Here is a 13398-nt window from a genome sequence, read left to right as displayed (position 1 = left end):
CCCGCAATCGGCGCGGGAATTCCCAGCGCCGCTTGTTTTTGCGCGGCCGGCGGGCGGTTTCCCCTCGAGAGCGTGGAATTAAACCCATTCAGCATTTTCAGGCAAAGCGGAAACCGGTTTGTCGTTGGAAGATGCTGCGATTTAACGACTGACCAAAAAGCCGGCCCGGACCTGTCCGAGGCCGGGATCGAACACGAAGGAATAAAACGATGTTCGCAGTCATCAAAACCGGCGGCCGGCAATACCGCGTCGTTCCGGATGATGTGCTTGAGATTGGCAAGATCGCCGGCGATGTCGGAACGATCGTGCAGCTCGGTGAAGTTCTGCTGCTCGGCGGCGATACGCCTGTGCTCGGTGCGCCGACGGTGCCCGGCGCCTCGGTCGCGGCGGAGCTGCTGCAGCACAAGCGCGGCCCCAAGGTGATCGCGTTCAAGAAGCGCCGCCGCAAGCATTCGAAGCGCAAGCGCGGTTATCGCGACGAGATCACGGTGCTGCGCATCACCGAAATTCTCGCGGACGGCAAGACCCCGACCGTCGGTCCGCGCCCCAAGAAGGAAAAGGTCGTCAGGCCCGCCGAAGCCGAGGGTGACGACGAGGCGCCGAAGGCCGATAACTAAGAGCGATTAAAAATCTCCGTGAGAAAAAGTGAATGATTCCGTCACGGAATTGATCTAGAGAGACGGACGAGGTTGGAGACGGGCTATGGCTCACAAAAAAGCAGGCGGTTCATCGCGTAACGGTCGGGATTCGGCCGGCAAGCGTCTTGGGGTCAAGGCGTTCGGCGGTGAGCATGTAATTCCCGGTAACATCATCGCCCGTCAGCGCGGCACCACCTGGCATCCCGGCCTTAATGTCGGCATGGGCACCGACCACACTCTGTTCGCCAAGGTCGAAGGCCGAGTCGAGTTCCGTGCGAAAGCCGGCGGCCGCACTTTCGTATCGGTCCTCCCGATGACGGAAGCCGCGGCCGAATAAACGGTGGATGACATCGCGTCCGCCGGTCCCTGTCGAACCGGCGGAGCATCGAGGGCTCCAAGGGGGAGGCGGGAAACCGGCCTCCCTTTCTCAGTTTTTGCGTTTGCATGTGGACCTGCGTTCGCATCACGGAGCCCGACTCATGTTGCAGGATATCCCAACCCCGACGCCCCTGCTGCGCCAGACGCGGCCGTTCGTCCTCGAGACCGAGCGTCTCACGTTGCGCAAGCCGACGCTCGCGGACGTCAAGGGGATCGCCGCTCTCGCCAACGACCGCCGCATCGCGGAGATGACGCGCCGCCTGCCGCATCCCTATACGCAGGACGACGCGGTTCATTTCGTCAGAGCCGTCGCCGGCGACAGCAGCGAGACGGTATTTCTGATCGAGCACAATCATACGCCGGTCGGGGTGGCCGGCGTTGACTGGAGCGAGCCGGATGCGCCCGAACTCGGCTACTGGTTCGGCGTCGATCACTGGGGGCTGGGTTTCGCCACCGAGGCCGCGCGCGCGGTGATCGACTACACCTTCGAGACGTTCGCGATCGACCAGATGATTTCCGGCGCGCGCGTCGTCAATCCCAAGTCGCGCAACGTGCTGGAGAAGTGCGGCTTCCAGTGGAGCGGCGTCGAGTTGCATCGCTTCAGGGCGCTGGGGTCATCGACGCCGGTCGATCGCTTTCGCCTCACGCGCGGCGTGTGGTCGTCGCTGAAGAACTGGAGCAACGCCGCGCGCCGCGAACGCTAGCTCTCGGAACGAACACGTCGTCATCCCGGCGAGGCGGGCGGGGCGAACGCGCGCCGGGAACAAACGACCGAATTCATGGTTTGGGACCTGATTGCCCCATCGCTGGGTGACACGCGATGTCCCGGGGCGTGCCGGTTCCGGCTTGCGCTTTCAGCGCGTCCCGAATGATGACATACTTTCACGCCGGCGGGTTCATAGCGGTTTCGTCGCGGCCGGGGCGGTCGCAATCGTCTGAAGGTGGTACCATAACTGCTGTCCCCTGCGGGTTCGATGGTGTAGCGGTTGGAGGTCCTGGTTCGCGGCGCTGAATTCGAATGACCTTGCTCCTGATCCTCGTGTTCGCGATCGCCGTCATCTCGTTGGCGGAGCGCAGCGTTGCGCATCTCGGGCTGGCGGTTGCCGGACTGTGTTTCAGCGCCGCGCTGCTGCTGTTCGTCGTTGGCGATGCCGGACGAGCCATCCTGCTGGCGTCGATGCTGGCTGCCGCCGTATCAGGCGCATCGATGGTCAAATACAAGCATAGCGGGCTGAAACTGGTCGTGACGGATCTGCCGCTGGCGTTCGCAGGCACCGTGCCGTTCCTTGTGGTGCAATATCCGCTGGCGGTAGTGGAGGTCGTCACCGGCGGCGTCGCGCTAGCGTGCGCTGGTATCGCCACGCTGCTTTATGTGCAGGGCTCCCCGGTTTCATTCGGATGGCAGATCGTTATTTTCATCGCGGCCCTGGCCGGTCTGGTCGCGGCCTACCGGGTGGGCGGCGGAACGGTTGCTTTCCAGCCTATCGCGATACAGCGCCGCTGTTTCCTGTCGGCCCTCATTGCCTCGTTGCTCGATCCGAGGTCCTGGCGGCAGTTCGGCCGTCTGGAACTCTGCGATATCGCCAGCGAGCGGTTGCCGTTGATGCCGGCGGTTCCCGCACGTACCCTGATGTATCCCGACATCATCGTTATCCAGCATGAATCGATTTTTGATCCGCGGACTTACGGACTGCCGGTCGAGCCCGGTGTCGCGGCCTTTCTGTCCCCGGCACATGGCTGCTACGGGAGTCTCAACGTCGATATTTTCGGCGGCGGATCGTGGCAATCCGAATTCAGCCTGCTGACGGGCCTGTCCAGCGCGAGCTTCGGCTCCAACGCGTATTATCTGTTCAAGCGCGGCGTCGGCCGCTTTCATCACAGTCTGCCCAACTGGCTTACGTCGCTGGGCTACAGGACGGTGCTGACGTCAAGTTGCCGCCGCGACTTTCTCAACTACGATGCCTTCTACCGGGCGATCGGAATCGGCGATCGCATGTTTGCCGATGACTTTCCGCCGCCCTTCGATGTCAACAGGTTCGAGACGACCAGTTCCGATGCCGTATTTCTGGACGCCGCCATCGGGGCGCACGTCCGGCGGATCGCCGAAGACGCCTCGCCGCGATTTCTCTACGCACTGACCAATTTCAATCATGGCCCGCACAGCCGGCGGCTGGTCGCGCCCGGACATTTTGAGAGCGAGCGGGCGTTTGCATTATCCAGCAACCCCGATCCGAATTACGCGGAATACTACTCGCGCCTCGCCGAGACCGCCGCGACCTGGAGCAGGCTCAGGGCCGGCCTCGCCGCGCGTTTTCCGGACCGGCCCATGCTGGTCATTCACTACGGCGATCATCAGCCCGTCATGACGCGAAGGATCGAGGCGAAATGCAGACTGGCCCCCGACGCGCGCCGTCAGTTTCGTACCTTCTACGCCATCGAGGCCTTGAACGGCGCTGCCGACGGACTTGTCGCCGGGCGGGGCCGGGCGCTCGATATCGCCTTTCTCGGGACCGTTGCCCTGCAACTGGCGGGTCTGCCGCTGGACGAGATTTTCGCCACGCGCGCGAGCCTGCTCGATCAGTGCGGCGAGGCTTATTTCGCGTCATCGTCGGAGCGCAAGCGCCGTTTCCACCGCACGCTGGTGGAGTGCGGCGCGATTGATGTGGCAGGCGCGCGGGATATCGGCGTCAGGCCGCTAGTCAGTCTCTCGAAGTCCTGAAAACGGCCGCGTTTCGCTGGAATGCCAGTGAAACGGGATGCGAATGTCGAAATCGCACCCTTGGAGCTTGACGGTTGCTCCGCGCGTCCTGCCGCACTACCTATCTCCCATGAAATTCCTCGATGAAGCCAAGGTCTATATCCGCTCCGGCGACGGCGGCAACGGTTGCGTGGCGTTCCGCCGCGAGAAGTTCATCGAGTTCGGCGGCCCCTCCGGCGGCAATGGCGGACGCGGCGGCGACGTCCTCGTCGAGGTTGCCGACGGCCTCAACACCCTGATCGACTATCGCTATCAGCAGCATTTCAAGGCGCCGAAGGGCACCAACGGCATGGGCTCGGATCGGCACGGCGCCAACGGCAAGGCCATCGTGCTCAAGGTGCCGCTCGGCACCCAGATCATCGACGAGGATCGCGAAACCCTGATCCATGACTTCACCACGCTCGGCGAACGCTTCGTGCTGGCCGAGGGCGGCAACGGCGGTTTCGGCAACGCGCATTTCAAGTCGTCCACCAACCGCGCGCCGCGCAATGCCAATCCCGGCCAGCCAGGGGAGGAGCGCTGGATCTGGCTGCGGCTGAAGCTGATCGCGGATGCCGGCCTGGTCGGCCTGCCCAATGCGGGCAAGTCGACGTTCCTGTCAAAGGTCAGCGCGGCGAAGCCGAAGATCGCTGACTATCCGTTCACCACGCTGCACCCGCAACTCGGCGTGGTGAATGTCGGTGACCGCGAATTCGTTTTGGCGGATATTCCCGGCCTGATCGAGGGCGCCCATGAAGGCGTGGGGCTTGGCGACAGATTTTTAGGCCATGTCGAGCGCTGTCGCGTGCTGCTGCATCTGGTGGACGCCACCTGCGAGCATGCGGGCAAGGCCTACAAGACCGTGCGCGGCGAACTGGAAGCCTATGCCGGAACGCTCGCGGAGAAGGTCGAGGTTGTCGCGCTCAACAAGATCGACGCGGTCTCAGCCGAAGACTTGAAGAAGCAGCGCGATCGGCTCAAGCGCGCGGCGAAAAAAATGCCGCTGCTGCTGTCGGGCATCGCCGGCAAGGGCGTGCCCGAGGCTTTGCAGACACTTGTCGCCGTGATCGGCGAGGCGCCGGTGTCGGACAAAGCGAAGGGCGCCGAGGCCGCGGCGGCGCAGGCGATCGTGACCCCGGTGGCGCAGGCCAAGCCGTGGTCGCCGTAGGCGTTGTTGCGCCCAGGGCCGTCCGTCATTTTCCGTAAAGCCACGAGCGCAACCGTCTTGCGATGCAATGATCCGGTCCGGCATTCCGCTTTCCAAGCCGCCGCTTTCCAAGCTGCCGCTTTCATGTGATGAAAGCGGCGATTTCGTTTCGATTGACCGCCGACCGCCATGATCCGTCCGCAACTCAAGAAATTCCGCCGCATCGTCGTCAAGGTCGGCTCGTCGCTGCTGATCGATTCCGATGCCGGCGAGGTACGCGCGGCGTGGCTGTCGGCGCTGGCCGATGATATCGCCGGGCTTCATGGCGAGGGGCGCGACGTGATGATCGTCTCGTCCGGCTCGATCGCGCTCGGTCGCAGCAAACTCAAACTGCCGCGCGGCCCGCTGAAGTTGGAGGAGAGTCAGGCCGCCGCCGCCGTCGGACAGATCGCGCTGGCGCGGATCTGGTCGAAGGTGCTGGCCGATCACGGCATCGGCGCGGGGCAGGTTCTGGTGACCTTGCAGGACACCGAGGAGCGCCGCCGCTATCTCAATGCGCGCTCGACCATCGCAAAACTGCTCGACTGGCGCGCGGTCCCCGTCATCAACGAGAACGACACGGTGGCCACCAACGAAATCCGCTACGGCGACAATGACCGTCTCGCCGCGCGCGTCGCCACCATGGCGAGCGCCGATTTGCTGATTCTGTTGTCGGATATCGACGGGCTCTACGACGCGCCGCCCCATCTCGATCCGGATGCGAAACTGGTTCCGGTCGTGAAGCGGGTCACCGCCGACATCGAGGCGATGGCGGGCAGCGCCGCGTCCGAACTGGCGCGCGGCGGGATGCAGACCAAGATCGAGGCGGCGAAGATCGCAACGACCGCCGGCACGCACATGCTGATCGCCTCCGGCAAGATCGATCATCCGCTGCAGGCCGTCATGGACGGCGGCCGCTGCACCTGGTTTCTGACGCCGGCAAATCCGGTCACGGCGCGCAAACGCTGGATCGCCGGTTCGCTGGAGCCGAAAGGCACGCTGACCATCGATGCCGGCGCGGTCGCCGCGCTGCGCGCGGGAAAAAGCCTGCTGCCGGCCGGCGTGATCCGGGTCGACGGGCAATTCGCGCGGGGCGATGCCGTCATCGTGCGCGGTCCCAATACGCATGAGATCGGCCGCGGCCTCGTCGCCTACGACGCCGAGGACGCGGAGAAGATCAAGGGACGCTCGTCCTCCGATGCGGCGCAGATTCTCGGCATCAGCGGCCGGGCCGAAATGATCCATCGCGACGATCTCGTGGTCGGCGGGCCGCGCGGCGATGCCAGCTAGAGCATTTCCCGGTGAAGTGGAAGCCGGTTCACCGTAAGGAAATGCGACCACTCAACAGTCTAGAGCGGATCAGGTGATTGAATCGCCAAGCCCGGCTTTATGCCGGGCTATGACGCGTGTTGGTTCTGGCTAGGTGGAATGCGGTTTACGTGAAAAAAATACACTCAATCAACAACTTGCGCGTATTATGATCGCAAACCCAACAATGACTGGAGCGAGCCGGAAAACGCATTAGCTCAGGATCGCGTAGATAATTCCCATCACCGTCATGAGAGAGGCGGCAGCCGCTATCGGCAGCAATATCTCGGTCGCCGCCTGCGCGGCGCTCTGCTGGCTGCCCCAAACCGCAAACTTGCCCGTGCTCCAATCCCGGAACGGGACCTCGTTCGGATGCTTGCCGGATTCCGGCTGATGTCTGTACGACACCAGAAACGATCCGCTGAAACACAGGCCGACTACCAGAAACAGCACGGTGATGAAGGCCAGCGGAAGTGCGATGAGGCTCGAGCTCTGCCCGTCAAAAAAGATCCATGCCATCAGCACGAACCAGATAACAAGGCCGGCGGCAATCTTTGGGATGCTGGAGTGAAGCTGAGTGTAGGTCTCGTTCGCCGGATGATTATGATCGACAAGTTCTCTAGACATGGAAGTTGCCTTTCTTGAGAAGGTGCGCAATGCGGGTGAGTGCCGGTTCGAATGGCGAGACGCCACACCGCGGCATTGGGGGCTGGTGCCGACCGCATTGAGCCAACCAGCCGTACAGAAGGAAAACCACTTCGATCGCAGCGGGTTTCAGGGTCACGGAGAATTGTGTTGATGTTGCAAAGCTGATCCTTGGTGCGGTTCTGTTTCCCGCCCTGGGTTTCCGCCTTGCTGCCGGAAGAACTTCCCAGAATGCGGGCATCGAATCGCGCCTCGGATCACCTCATGCTTTCGATGTTTTCACAGGCGCGATGCGACGCGTCATGCGTGGACCAAACCGTTCGAAGAACGGCGCCGCTCCGCCTTGCCTGCGTGTCCCGAAAACCATGCTCTTTTCGGAAGAAGGGATGCTTTCGAAAGAGGCGCGCGCGCCTCGCCGGACACAGATTTCTGTGCTAGGACATGACCTTAAGTGAGAACGGAACCGCCGGACTGCACCCTGACATGACAGCCCCCCTGAAGGCGACCTGCGCCTCGGCCGATCTTCCGGTCCTGATGAACGACCTTGCAACGCAGGCGCGCGCCGCCGCGCGCGTGCTCGGTCTCGCGTCGACGGCGCAGAAAAATCAGGCGCTCGATGCAATGGCGGGCGCAATCCGCGCCGATGCGGCTGCGATTCTCAATGCCAATGCCGAGGATGTCACCGAGGCGCGCGCCGGCGGCGCCACCTCCGCTTTCGTCGATCGTCTCACGCTCACGCAAGCGCGCATCGATGCGATGGCCGATGGCGTGAAAGTGGTGCGCGGGATCGACGATCCCGTGGGCAAGGTCACCGAGCGCTGGCAGCGTCCCAACGGCATGATCATCGAGCGCGTGCGCGTGCCGCTCGGCGTGGTCGCCGTGATCTTCGAGAGCCGCCCCAACGTCTGTGCCGATGCCGGCGTGTTATGCCTGAAGTCCGGCAACGCCGTGATCCTGCGCGGCGGTTCGGACAGTTTCCGGTCGTGCCGCGCGATCCATGCGTGTCTGGTGCAGGGATTGCGCGAGGCGGGATTGCCGGAGGCTGCGATCACGCTGGTGCCGACGCGCGACCGCGCCGCGGTCGGGTTGCTGCTGAGCGGGTTGAACGGCGGCATCGACGTGATCGTGCCGCGCGGCGGCAAGAGCCTTGTGGCGCGCGTCGAGGCCGAGGCGCGCGTACCGGTATTCGCGCATCTGGAAGGCGTCAACCACGTCTATGTCGATGGCGCCGCCGATCTCGCCATGGCGAAGTCGATCGTGCTCAACGCCAAGATGCGCCGTCCCGGCGTCTGCGGCGCGGCGGAGACGCTGCTGATCGATCGCGCCGGCGCGCCGAATGCCCTGAAACCGCTGGTCGAAATGCTGATCGGTGCGGGCTGCGAAGTGCGTGGCGATGCCGCCGTGCAAGGGGTCGATGCGCGCGTCAAGCCCGCGACCGATGACGACTGGGACACCGAATACGAGGACGCGATCATTGCCGCGCGCGTGGTCGATGGCATCAGTGATGCGATCGACCATATCCAGCGTCACGGCTCGCACCACACCGATGCGATCGTGACCGACGATCCGAAGACCGCCGCGCGGTTTCTCGACGAGGTGGATTCTGCGATCGTGCTGCACAACGCCTCGACCCAATTCGCCGACGGCGGCGAATTCGGCTTCGGCGCGGAAATCGGCATCGCGACCGGCAAATTCCACGCGCGCGGACCGGTCGGCGCCGAGCAACTGACCAGTTTCAAATATCGTGTACACGGTACCGGGCAGACCCGGCCGTGAGCGTAACCTCAGTCAAGCGCGCGATGATCGTATCGTCGAACCGCACACACTTCAGCGGATCATGCACAGCGCTGCGCGGAGACTGACTTGGGGCCGCGTTCAGTCGCTTCGTCCGGTGTCATCCCGCTTCATTTCGACGGTATGCGCATCGGTCTGCTCGGCGGCTCGTTCAATCCGCCCCATGCCGCGCATCGCGCCATCAGCCTGTATGCCCTGAAGCGGCTGCAACTCGACCGGGTCTGGTGGCTGGTATCACCCGCCAACCCGCTCAAGGATGCGCGCGCACTGCATGACCTCGGCGAACGCGCCGCTGCGGCGCGGGCGATGGCCAGCGATCCGCGGATCGACGTCAGTTGTCTCGAGGCTGTCATCGGTACGCGCTACACCATCGATACCATTACCTATCTGCGACGCAGGTGCTCCAACGTGCGCTTTGTCTGGATCATGGGCGCTGACAATCTGGAGCAGTTCCATCGCTGGGAAAACTGGCGGCGGATCGCCGCCGAGGTGCCGATCGCGGTAATGGATCGCCCGCCGCACAGTTTCCGTGCCCTCGCGGCGCCTGCCGCGCAGACACTTGCGCGGTGGCGTCTGCCTGAAGCCGGGGCCGACCGGCTGGCCACGCATCGTCCGCCGGCCTGGGTCTTTCTCACCGGGATGAAATCGAGGCTGTCCTCGACCGGGCTGCGGAACCGGGATGGAACATGGAAAGGCGGGAGCCTGAAAACATGAAGCCGCCGCATCACTGGAATATTGAAACCATCGACGCTACATGCCTAATATAACCATCCGGCGCCAAGGATTCGGCGTTCGCGATACAGCGAAAGGAAATGGTCCCTGACCGCACCTGTATTGTCCAGGTCTGCCTCGTCCTCTGCACCCTCGTCGGCGCCGAAGCGAACGACATCGAAGACCGCCAGGTCGAGAGCACCCAAGACTTCGGCAGACGCTGCTTCGGCAGACACTACTTCGGCAGACACTGTGGTTGCGAAGGCGCGACCCGACGTCGAAGAGACCCTCAAGCTGATCCTTTCCCGCCTCGAGGATATGAAGGCGGAAGATGCAGTCACCATCGACCTTCGCGGCAGATCGGCGTTTTCGGACTACATGGTCATCGCCACCGGCCGGTCCAACCGGCACGTTGGTGCGGTCGCCGAAAGCGTCGCCAAGGGCCTCAAGGAAACCGGAGCCAAGACCGTCCATATCGAAGGTCTGCCCAATTGCGACTGGGTGCTGATCGATTCCGGCGATGTGATCGTGCACGTGTTCAGGCCTGAGGTTCGCGAATTCTACAATCTCGAGAGATTGTGGATGCAAAACACGGCGACGGCGAAGACGGTCTGAACCGTCGCGCCTGCCAACTGATGGAGCGCGTGCTAGCTTGCGCGGATGCGACTCGTCGTCATTGCCATTGGGCGTCTCAAGCAGGGTCCGGAGCGGGAACTTGCCGATCGCTATCGCGGACGCCTTGATGATATCGGCCGCAAGCTCGGCTTCCGTGGCCTCGACGTCCATGAAATCCCGGAAAGCCGCGCCCGCGATGCCGGACAACGGATTCGCGAAGAGGCCGCGGCAATTTTCGCTTTGGTCCCCGAGGGAGCGGCCCTGGTGGCGCTGGACGAAAAGGGCAAAAACATCGACAGCGCCGCATTCGCGGATCATCTCGGCCGCTGGCGGGATGAGTCGGTGGCCAGCACTGTTTTCGTCGTCGGCGGCGCGGACGGACTTTCGCCCGAATTGCGGCGCAAGGCTAGATTGAGCGTCGCGTTCGGCGCGGCCACCTGGCCGCACCAGATCGTGCGTGTGATGCTGCTGGAACAGATCTACCGGGCCGCGACCATCCTGGCCGGCCATCCTTATCACCGCGGTTAGCGCGCCCTGCCGGATGCGCTGACGCGATCGGGTTAACATGGTACGAACAAGCCGGCGCCTATCACCTGACATGCGGCCGATCCAGGGCCTTCGTTTGGAAGCGCGCGGCGGACAACCGCCGTCGGCTACCATGCTTGTCATCTCGGCTTGCCTGCTCGCAGGCTTTTCATCCGCGGTTTCTTCGTCCGCGATGGCGCAGGTGGCCGGGACGCCTGCGCCGGCTGCCGCTCCGTCGGCGGACGACATCAAGCAGCGCGAGCAGGAACTGGAGGCGGTGCGGTCGCAGCAAAAGAGCGCGGCCAAACTGCAGGAGCGACTGAAGGTCGATATCGCGGCGATTGGTCAGAACCGCGCCAAGCTCAATCAACAGTTAATCGATGCTGCCGCCGGGGTCCGCGCCATCGAGACCAAGATTGCTGAGGCGGAAGCGCGTCTGCTGCCGCTCGACGCGCGCGAAAAGGAAATCCGCGGCTCGCTCGATTCGCGGCGCTCGGAAATCGTGGAAGTGCTTGCCGCCCTGCAGCGCGTCGGCCGTCGCACACCGCCCGCTTTGCTGGTGCGGCCGGAGGATGCGTTGCAGTCGCTGCGTACCGCGATACTGCTCGGCTCCGTGGTGCCGGAGATTCGCGCGCGCGCGAAAAAGCTTGTGGCTGATCTCGAGGAACTCGTCGGCCTGCGCAAATCAATCGCCGCCGAACGTGATCTGATGGCGGTCGATCGCGACAGGCTCAAGGACGACCAAACCCGTCTGGCGACGCTGGTGGATGAACGGCAACGGCAGCAAAGCAGCATCGAAAAGGACATGGCCGCGGAGAGCGCGCGCGCGATTGAACTGTCGCACCAGGTCGACAGCCTGCAAGGCCTGATCGCCAAGATGGAGCAGGATCTGAAGAGCGCGGCCAAGGCGGCGGCGACAGCCAGCCGGCAAGGCGCTCCCGCTCCGCTCAACGGCAAGCCGAATCTGGCCGCGCTCAAGAATCCCGGCCGGCTCAGTCCGGCCATCGCCTTTGCGTCCGCCAAGGGCTTGTTGGCGTTTCCGGTTAACGGCACGAAGATACGTGACTTTGGCGGTTCCGACGGCGTCGGCGGTGTGGAAAAAGGCATTTCGTTGGCAGCCCGTCCGGGTGCGCAGGTCACAACACCGTGTGATGGCTGGGTGGTCTATGCCGGACCGTTCCGCAGCTATGGACAACTCTTGATCCTCAATGCCGGGGGCGGGTATCATGTGCTGATCGCCGGAATGGAGCGTATTTCGGTTAACATCGGCCAGTTCGTGTTGACCGGAGAACCGGTAGCGACGATGGGATCGACTTCCCGTGTCGCCTCGATTCTCGCGGCAAACGTGAGTCAGCCTGTTCTCTACATCGAGTTCCGTAAGGACGGCACTCCCATTGATCCTGGCCCGTGGTGGGCCGCAAATAAAGGCCAAAAGGTTCGCGGATGATGCGCAAGGTTTCCCTTATTCTTCTCAGCGTCGCCGCGGGTGCGGCGCTGACGCTGTTCGTGACCCAGCCGCGGTCGGTGCTGATGGGATCGAGCGCGCGAGCCGCGACTTCGGATACCTATCGCCAGCTCAACCTGTTCGGCGATGTGTTCGAGCGGGTCCGTAGCGACTATGTCGAGAAGCCCGACGACAGCAAGCTGATCGAATCGGCCATCAGCGGCATGCTGTCGGGTCTCGATCCGCATTCGAGCTACATGGACGCCAAGAGCTTCCGCGACATGCAGGTGCAGACGCGCGGCGAGTTCGGCGGCCTCGGCATCGAGGTCACGATGGAGGACGGCCTGGTCAAGGTGGTTTCGCCGATCGACGACACGCCGGCATCCAAGGCGGGCATCCTGGCCAACGACATTATCACCAATCTTGACGACGAGGCGGTGCAGGGACTCACCCTCAACCAGGCCGTCGACAAAATGCGCGGTCCGATCGGCACCAAGATCAAGCTGAAGATCGTCCGCAAGGGCCAGGACAATCCGATCGATGTGACGCTGGTGCGCGACAACATCCGCGTCCGCTCGGTGCGCTCGCACGTCGAGGCCGACGACATCGCCTATATCCGCATCACCACCTTCAACGAGCAGACCACCGAAGGCCTCAAGAAGTCGATTTCCGACCTGCAAGGCCAGATCGGGGACAAGCTCAAGGGCTACATCATCGATCTGCGCAACAACCCCGGCGGATTGCTCGAAGAAGCGGTGACCGTTTCCGACAGCTTCCTCGATCGCGGTGAGATTGTGTCGACGCGCGGCCGCAACGCCGAGGAAACCCAGCGTCGCAGCGCGCATCCCGGCGACCTCACCAAGGGCAAGCCGGTGATCGTTCTGATCAACGGCGGGTCGGCATCGGCTTCCGAAATCGTCGCCGGTGCGTTGCAGGACCACAAGCGGGCGACACTGATCGGCACCCGTTCATTCGGCAAGGGTTCCGTGCAGACCATCATTCCGCTCGGGTCGGGCAACGGCGCGCTCCGCCTGACGACGGCGCGCTATTACACGCCGTCGGGCCGCTCGATTCAGGCCAAGGGTATCGTTCCGGATGTCGAGGTGCTTCAGGATGTGCCCGATGAACTGAAGTCGCGGACCGACACCAAGGGCGAGGCATCGCTGCGCGGCCATCTGCGGAACGGCAACGACGAAAAGACCGGCTCGCAATCCTACGTTCCGCCGGACGCCAAGAACGACAAGGCGCTCAAGATGGCCGATGACCTTCTGCACGGCATCAAGGTCAACGCCTCGTCGCCGGCTCCCGGCGACAAGGCGGCGATCGAGAAGCCCGCGAAAAAGGCAACGAACTGAAATAAGTTGGATTTTTCGGATTCGGGCGTCCTTTGGACGCCCGTTTTCCTTTTTCCGCCAAG

At 63.3% G+C, this 13398-nt stretch carries 13 protein-coding genes; 12 read left to right on the top strand and 1 reads right to left on the bottom strand.

Annotated elements, in window-relative coordinates; genetic code table 11:
- The first annotated feature begins 209 nt into the window (after positions 1 to 209).
- From rplU to proB, 6 genes are all read left to right on the top strand, one after another.
- Positions 210 to 617 carry a 50S ribosomal protein L21 gene (gene rplU / locus V4R08_RS09665; protein ID WP_335579160.1) on the top strand — a complete coding sequence of 136 codons (408 nt, stop codon included), beginning with the start codon at positions 210 to 212 and terminating at the stop codon, positions 615 to 617.
- Between the two features lie 85 nt (positions 618 to 702).
- Positions 703 to 975: a 50S ribosomal protein L27 gene (rpmA, locus tag V4R08_RS09660; protein WP_011509109.1), complete on the top strand. Its 273-nt coding sequence runs from the start codon at positions 703 to 705 to the stop codon at positions 973 to 975.
- A gap of 142 nt (positions 976 to 1117) precedes the next feature.
- Positions 1118 to 1720: a GNAT family N-acetyltransferase gene (locus V4R08_RS09655; protein WP_335579159.1), complete on the top strand. Its 603-nt coding sequence runs from the start codon at positions 1118 to 1120 to the stop codon at positions 1718 to 1720.
- Between the two features lie 314 nt (positions 1721 to 2034).
- The gene (locus tag V4R08_RS09650; protein WP_335579158.1) at positions 2035 to 3735 is read left to right on the top strand and encodes a sulfatase-like hydrolase/transferase; all 1701 of its coding nucleotides are present in this window, start codon (positions 2035 to 2037) and stop codon (positions 3733 to 3735) included.
- A 109-nt stretch (positions 3736 to 3844) separates the two neighbouring features.
- Entirely contained in the window at positions 3845 to 4921 is a 1077-nt protein-coding gene (gene obgE, locus V4R08_RS09645; protein ID WP_335579157.1) for a GTPase ObgE, read from the top strand.
- 168 nt (positions 4922 to 5089) lie between these two features.
- Positions 5090 to 6229 carry a glutamate 5-kinase gene (proB, locus tag V4R08_RS09640; protein WP_335579156.1) on the top strand — a complete coding sequence of 380 codons (1140 nt, stop codon included), beginning with the start codon at positions 5090 to 5092 and terminating at the stop codon, positions 6227 to 6229.
- A gap of 231 nt (positions 6230 to 6460) precedes the next feature.
- On the opposite strand, the gene V4R08_RS09635 is transcribed toward proB, so the two are convergent.
- Positions 6461 to 6874: a hypothetical protein gene (locus tag V4R08_RS09635; protein ID WP_335579155.1), complete on the bottom strand. Its 414-nt coding sequence runs from the start codon at positions 6872 to 6874 to the stop codon at positions 6461 to 6463.
- 501 nt (positions 6875 to 7375) lie between these two features.
- Between V4R08_RS09635 and V4R08_RS09630 the strand changes: the two genes are divergently transcribed.
- The 6 genes from V4R08_RS09630 to V4R08_RS09605 all read left to right on the top strand — a co-directional run bounded on the left by V4R08_RS09630 (position 7376) and on the right by V4R08_RS09605 (position 13336).
- On the top strand, positions 7376 to 8668 hold the full coding sequence (locus V4R08_RS09630) for a glutamate-5-semialdehyde dehydrogenase (protein ID WP_335579154.1): 1293 nt from the start codon (positions 7376 to 7378) through the stop codon (positions 8666 to 8668).
- A gap of 141 nt (positions 8669 to 8809) precedes the next feature.
- Positions 8810 to 9400: a nicotinate-nucleotide adenylyltransferase gene (locus V4R08_RS09625; protein ID WP_335580230.1), complete on the top strand. Its 591-nt coding sequence runs from the start codon at positions 8810 to 8812 to the stop codon at positions 9398 to 9400.
- Between the two features lie 249 nt (positions 9401 to 9649).
- On the top strand, positions 9650 to 10012 hold the full coding sequence (rsfS, locus tag V4R08_RS09620) for a ribosome silencing factor (RefSeq protein WP_335579153.1): 363 nt from the start codon (positions 9650 to 9652) through the stop codon (positions 10010 to 10012).
- 45 nt (positions 10013 to 10057) lie between these two features.
- Positions 10058 to 10540: a 23S rRNA (pseudouridine(1915)-N(3))-methyltransferase RlmH gene (rlmH, locus tag V4R08_RS09615; RefSeq protein ID WP_335579152.1), complete on the top strand. Its 483-nt coding sequence runs from the start codon at positions 10058 to 10060 to the stop codon at positions 10538 to 10540.
- 190 nt (positions 10541 to 10730) lie between these two features.
- Positions 10731 to 11984, top strand: a complete 1254-nt coding sequence (locus tag V4R08_RS09610; protein ID WP_335579151.1) for a murein hydrolase activator EnvC family protein — start codon at positions 10731 to 10733, stop codon at positions 11982 to 11984.
- Complete coding sequence (locus tag V4R08_RS09605) at positions 11981 to 13336, top strand: S41 family peptidase (protein ID WP_335579150.1); 1356 nt, start codon at positions 11981 to 11983, stop codon at positions 13334 to 13336. The genes V4R08_RS09610 and V4R08_RS09605 overlap by 4 nt, the downstream gene beginning before the upstream one ends.
- Positions 13337 to 13398: the final 62 nt, after the last annotated feature.

The organism is Nitrobacter sp. NHB1 (assembly GCF_036964665.1).
Taxonomy (GTDB): domain Bacteria; phylum Pseudomonadota; class Alphaproteobacteria; order Rhizobiales; family Xanthobacteraceae; genus Nitrobacter.
Note: the sequence above shows the minus strand (reverse complement) of the source record. Positions and strands in the feature narration are given on the sequence as shown.

Coding starts and splice junctions, on each gene's coding strand:
- rplU (WP_335579160.1), top strand. CDS start 210: ATGTTCGCAGTCATCAAAACCGGCGGCCGGCAATACCGCGTCGTTCCG.
- obgE (WP_335579157.1), top strand. CDS start 3,845: ATGAAATTCCTCGATGAAGCCAAGGTCTATATCCGCTCCGGCGACGGC.
- V4R08_RS09655 (WP_335579159.1), top strand. CDS start 1,118: ATGTTGCAGGATATCCCAACCCCGACGCCCCTGCTGCGCCAGACGCGG.
- rlmH (WP_335579152.1), top strand. CDS start 10,058: ATGCGACTCGTCGTCATTGCCATTGGGCGTCTCAAGCAGGGTCCGGAG.
- V4R08_RS09605 (WP_335579150.1), top strand. CDS start 11,981: ATGATGCGCAAGGTTTCCCTTATTCTTCTCAGCGTCGCCGCGGGTGCG.
- V4R08_RS09610 (WP_335579151.1), top strand. CDS start 10,731: ATGGCGCAGGTGGCCGGGACGCCTGCGCCGGCTGCCGCTCCGTCGGCG.
- proB (WP_335579156.1), top strand. CDS start 5,090: ATGATCCGTCCGCAACTCAAGAAATTCCGCCGCATCGTCGTCAAGGTC.
- V4R08_RS09650 (WP_335579158.1), top strand. CDS start 2,035: ATGACCTTGCTCCTGATCCTCGTGTTCGCGATCGCCGTCATCTCGTTG.
- rpmA (WP_011509109.1), top strand. CDS start 703: ATGGCTCACAAAAAAGCAGGCGGTTCATCGCGTAACGGTCGGGATTCG.
- V4R08_RS09635 (WP_335579155.1), bottom strand. CDS start 6,874: ATGTCTAGAGAACTTGTCGATCATAATCATCCGGCGAACGAGACCTAC.
- V4R08_RS09625 (WP_335580230.1), top strand. CDS start 8,810: ATGCGCATCGGTCTGCTCGGCGGCTCGTTCAATCCGCCCCATGCCGCG.
- V4R08_RS09630 (WP_335579154.1), top strand. CDS start 7,376: ATGACAGCCCCCCTGAAGGCGACCTGCGCCTCGGCCGATCTTCCGGTC.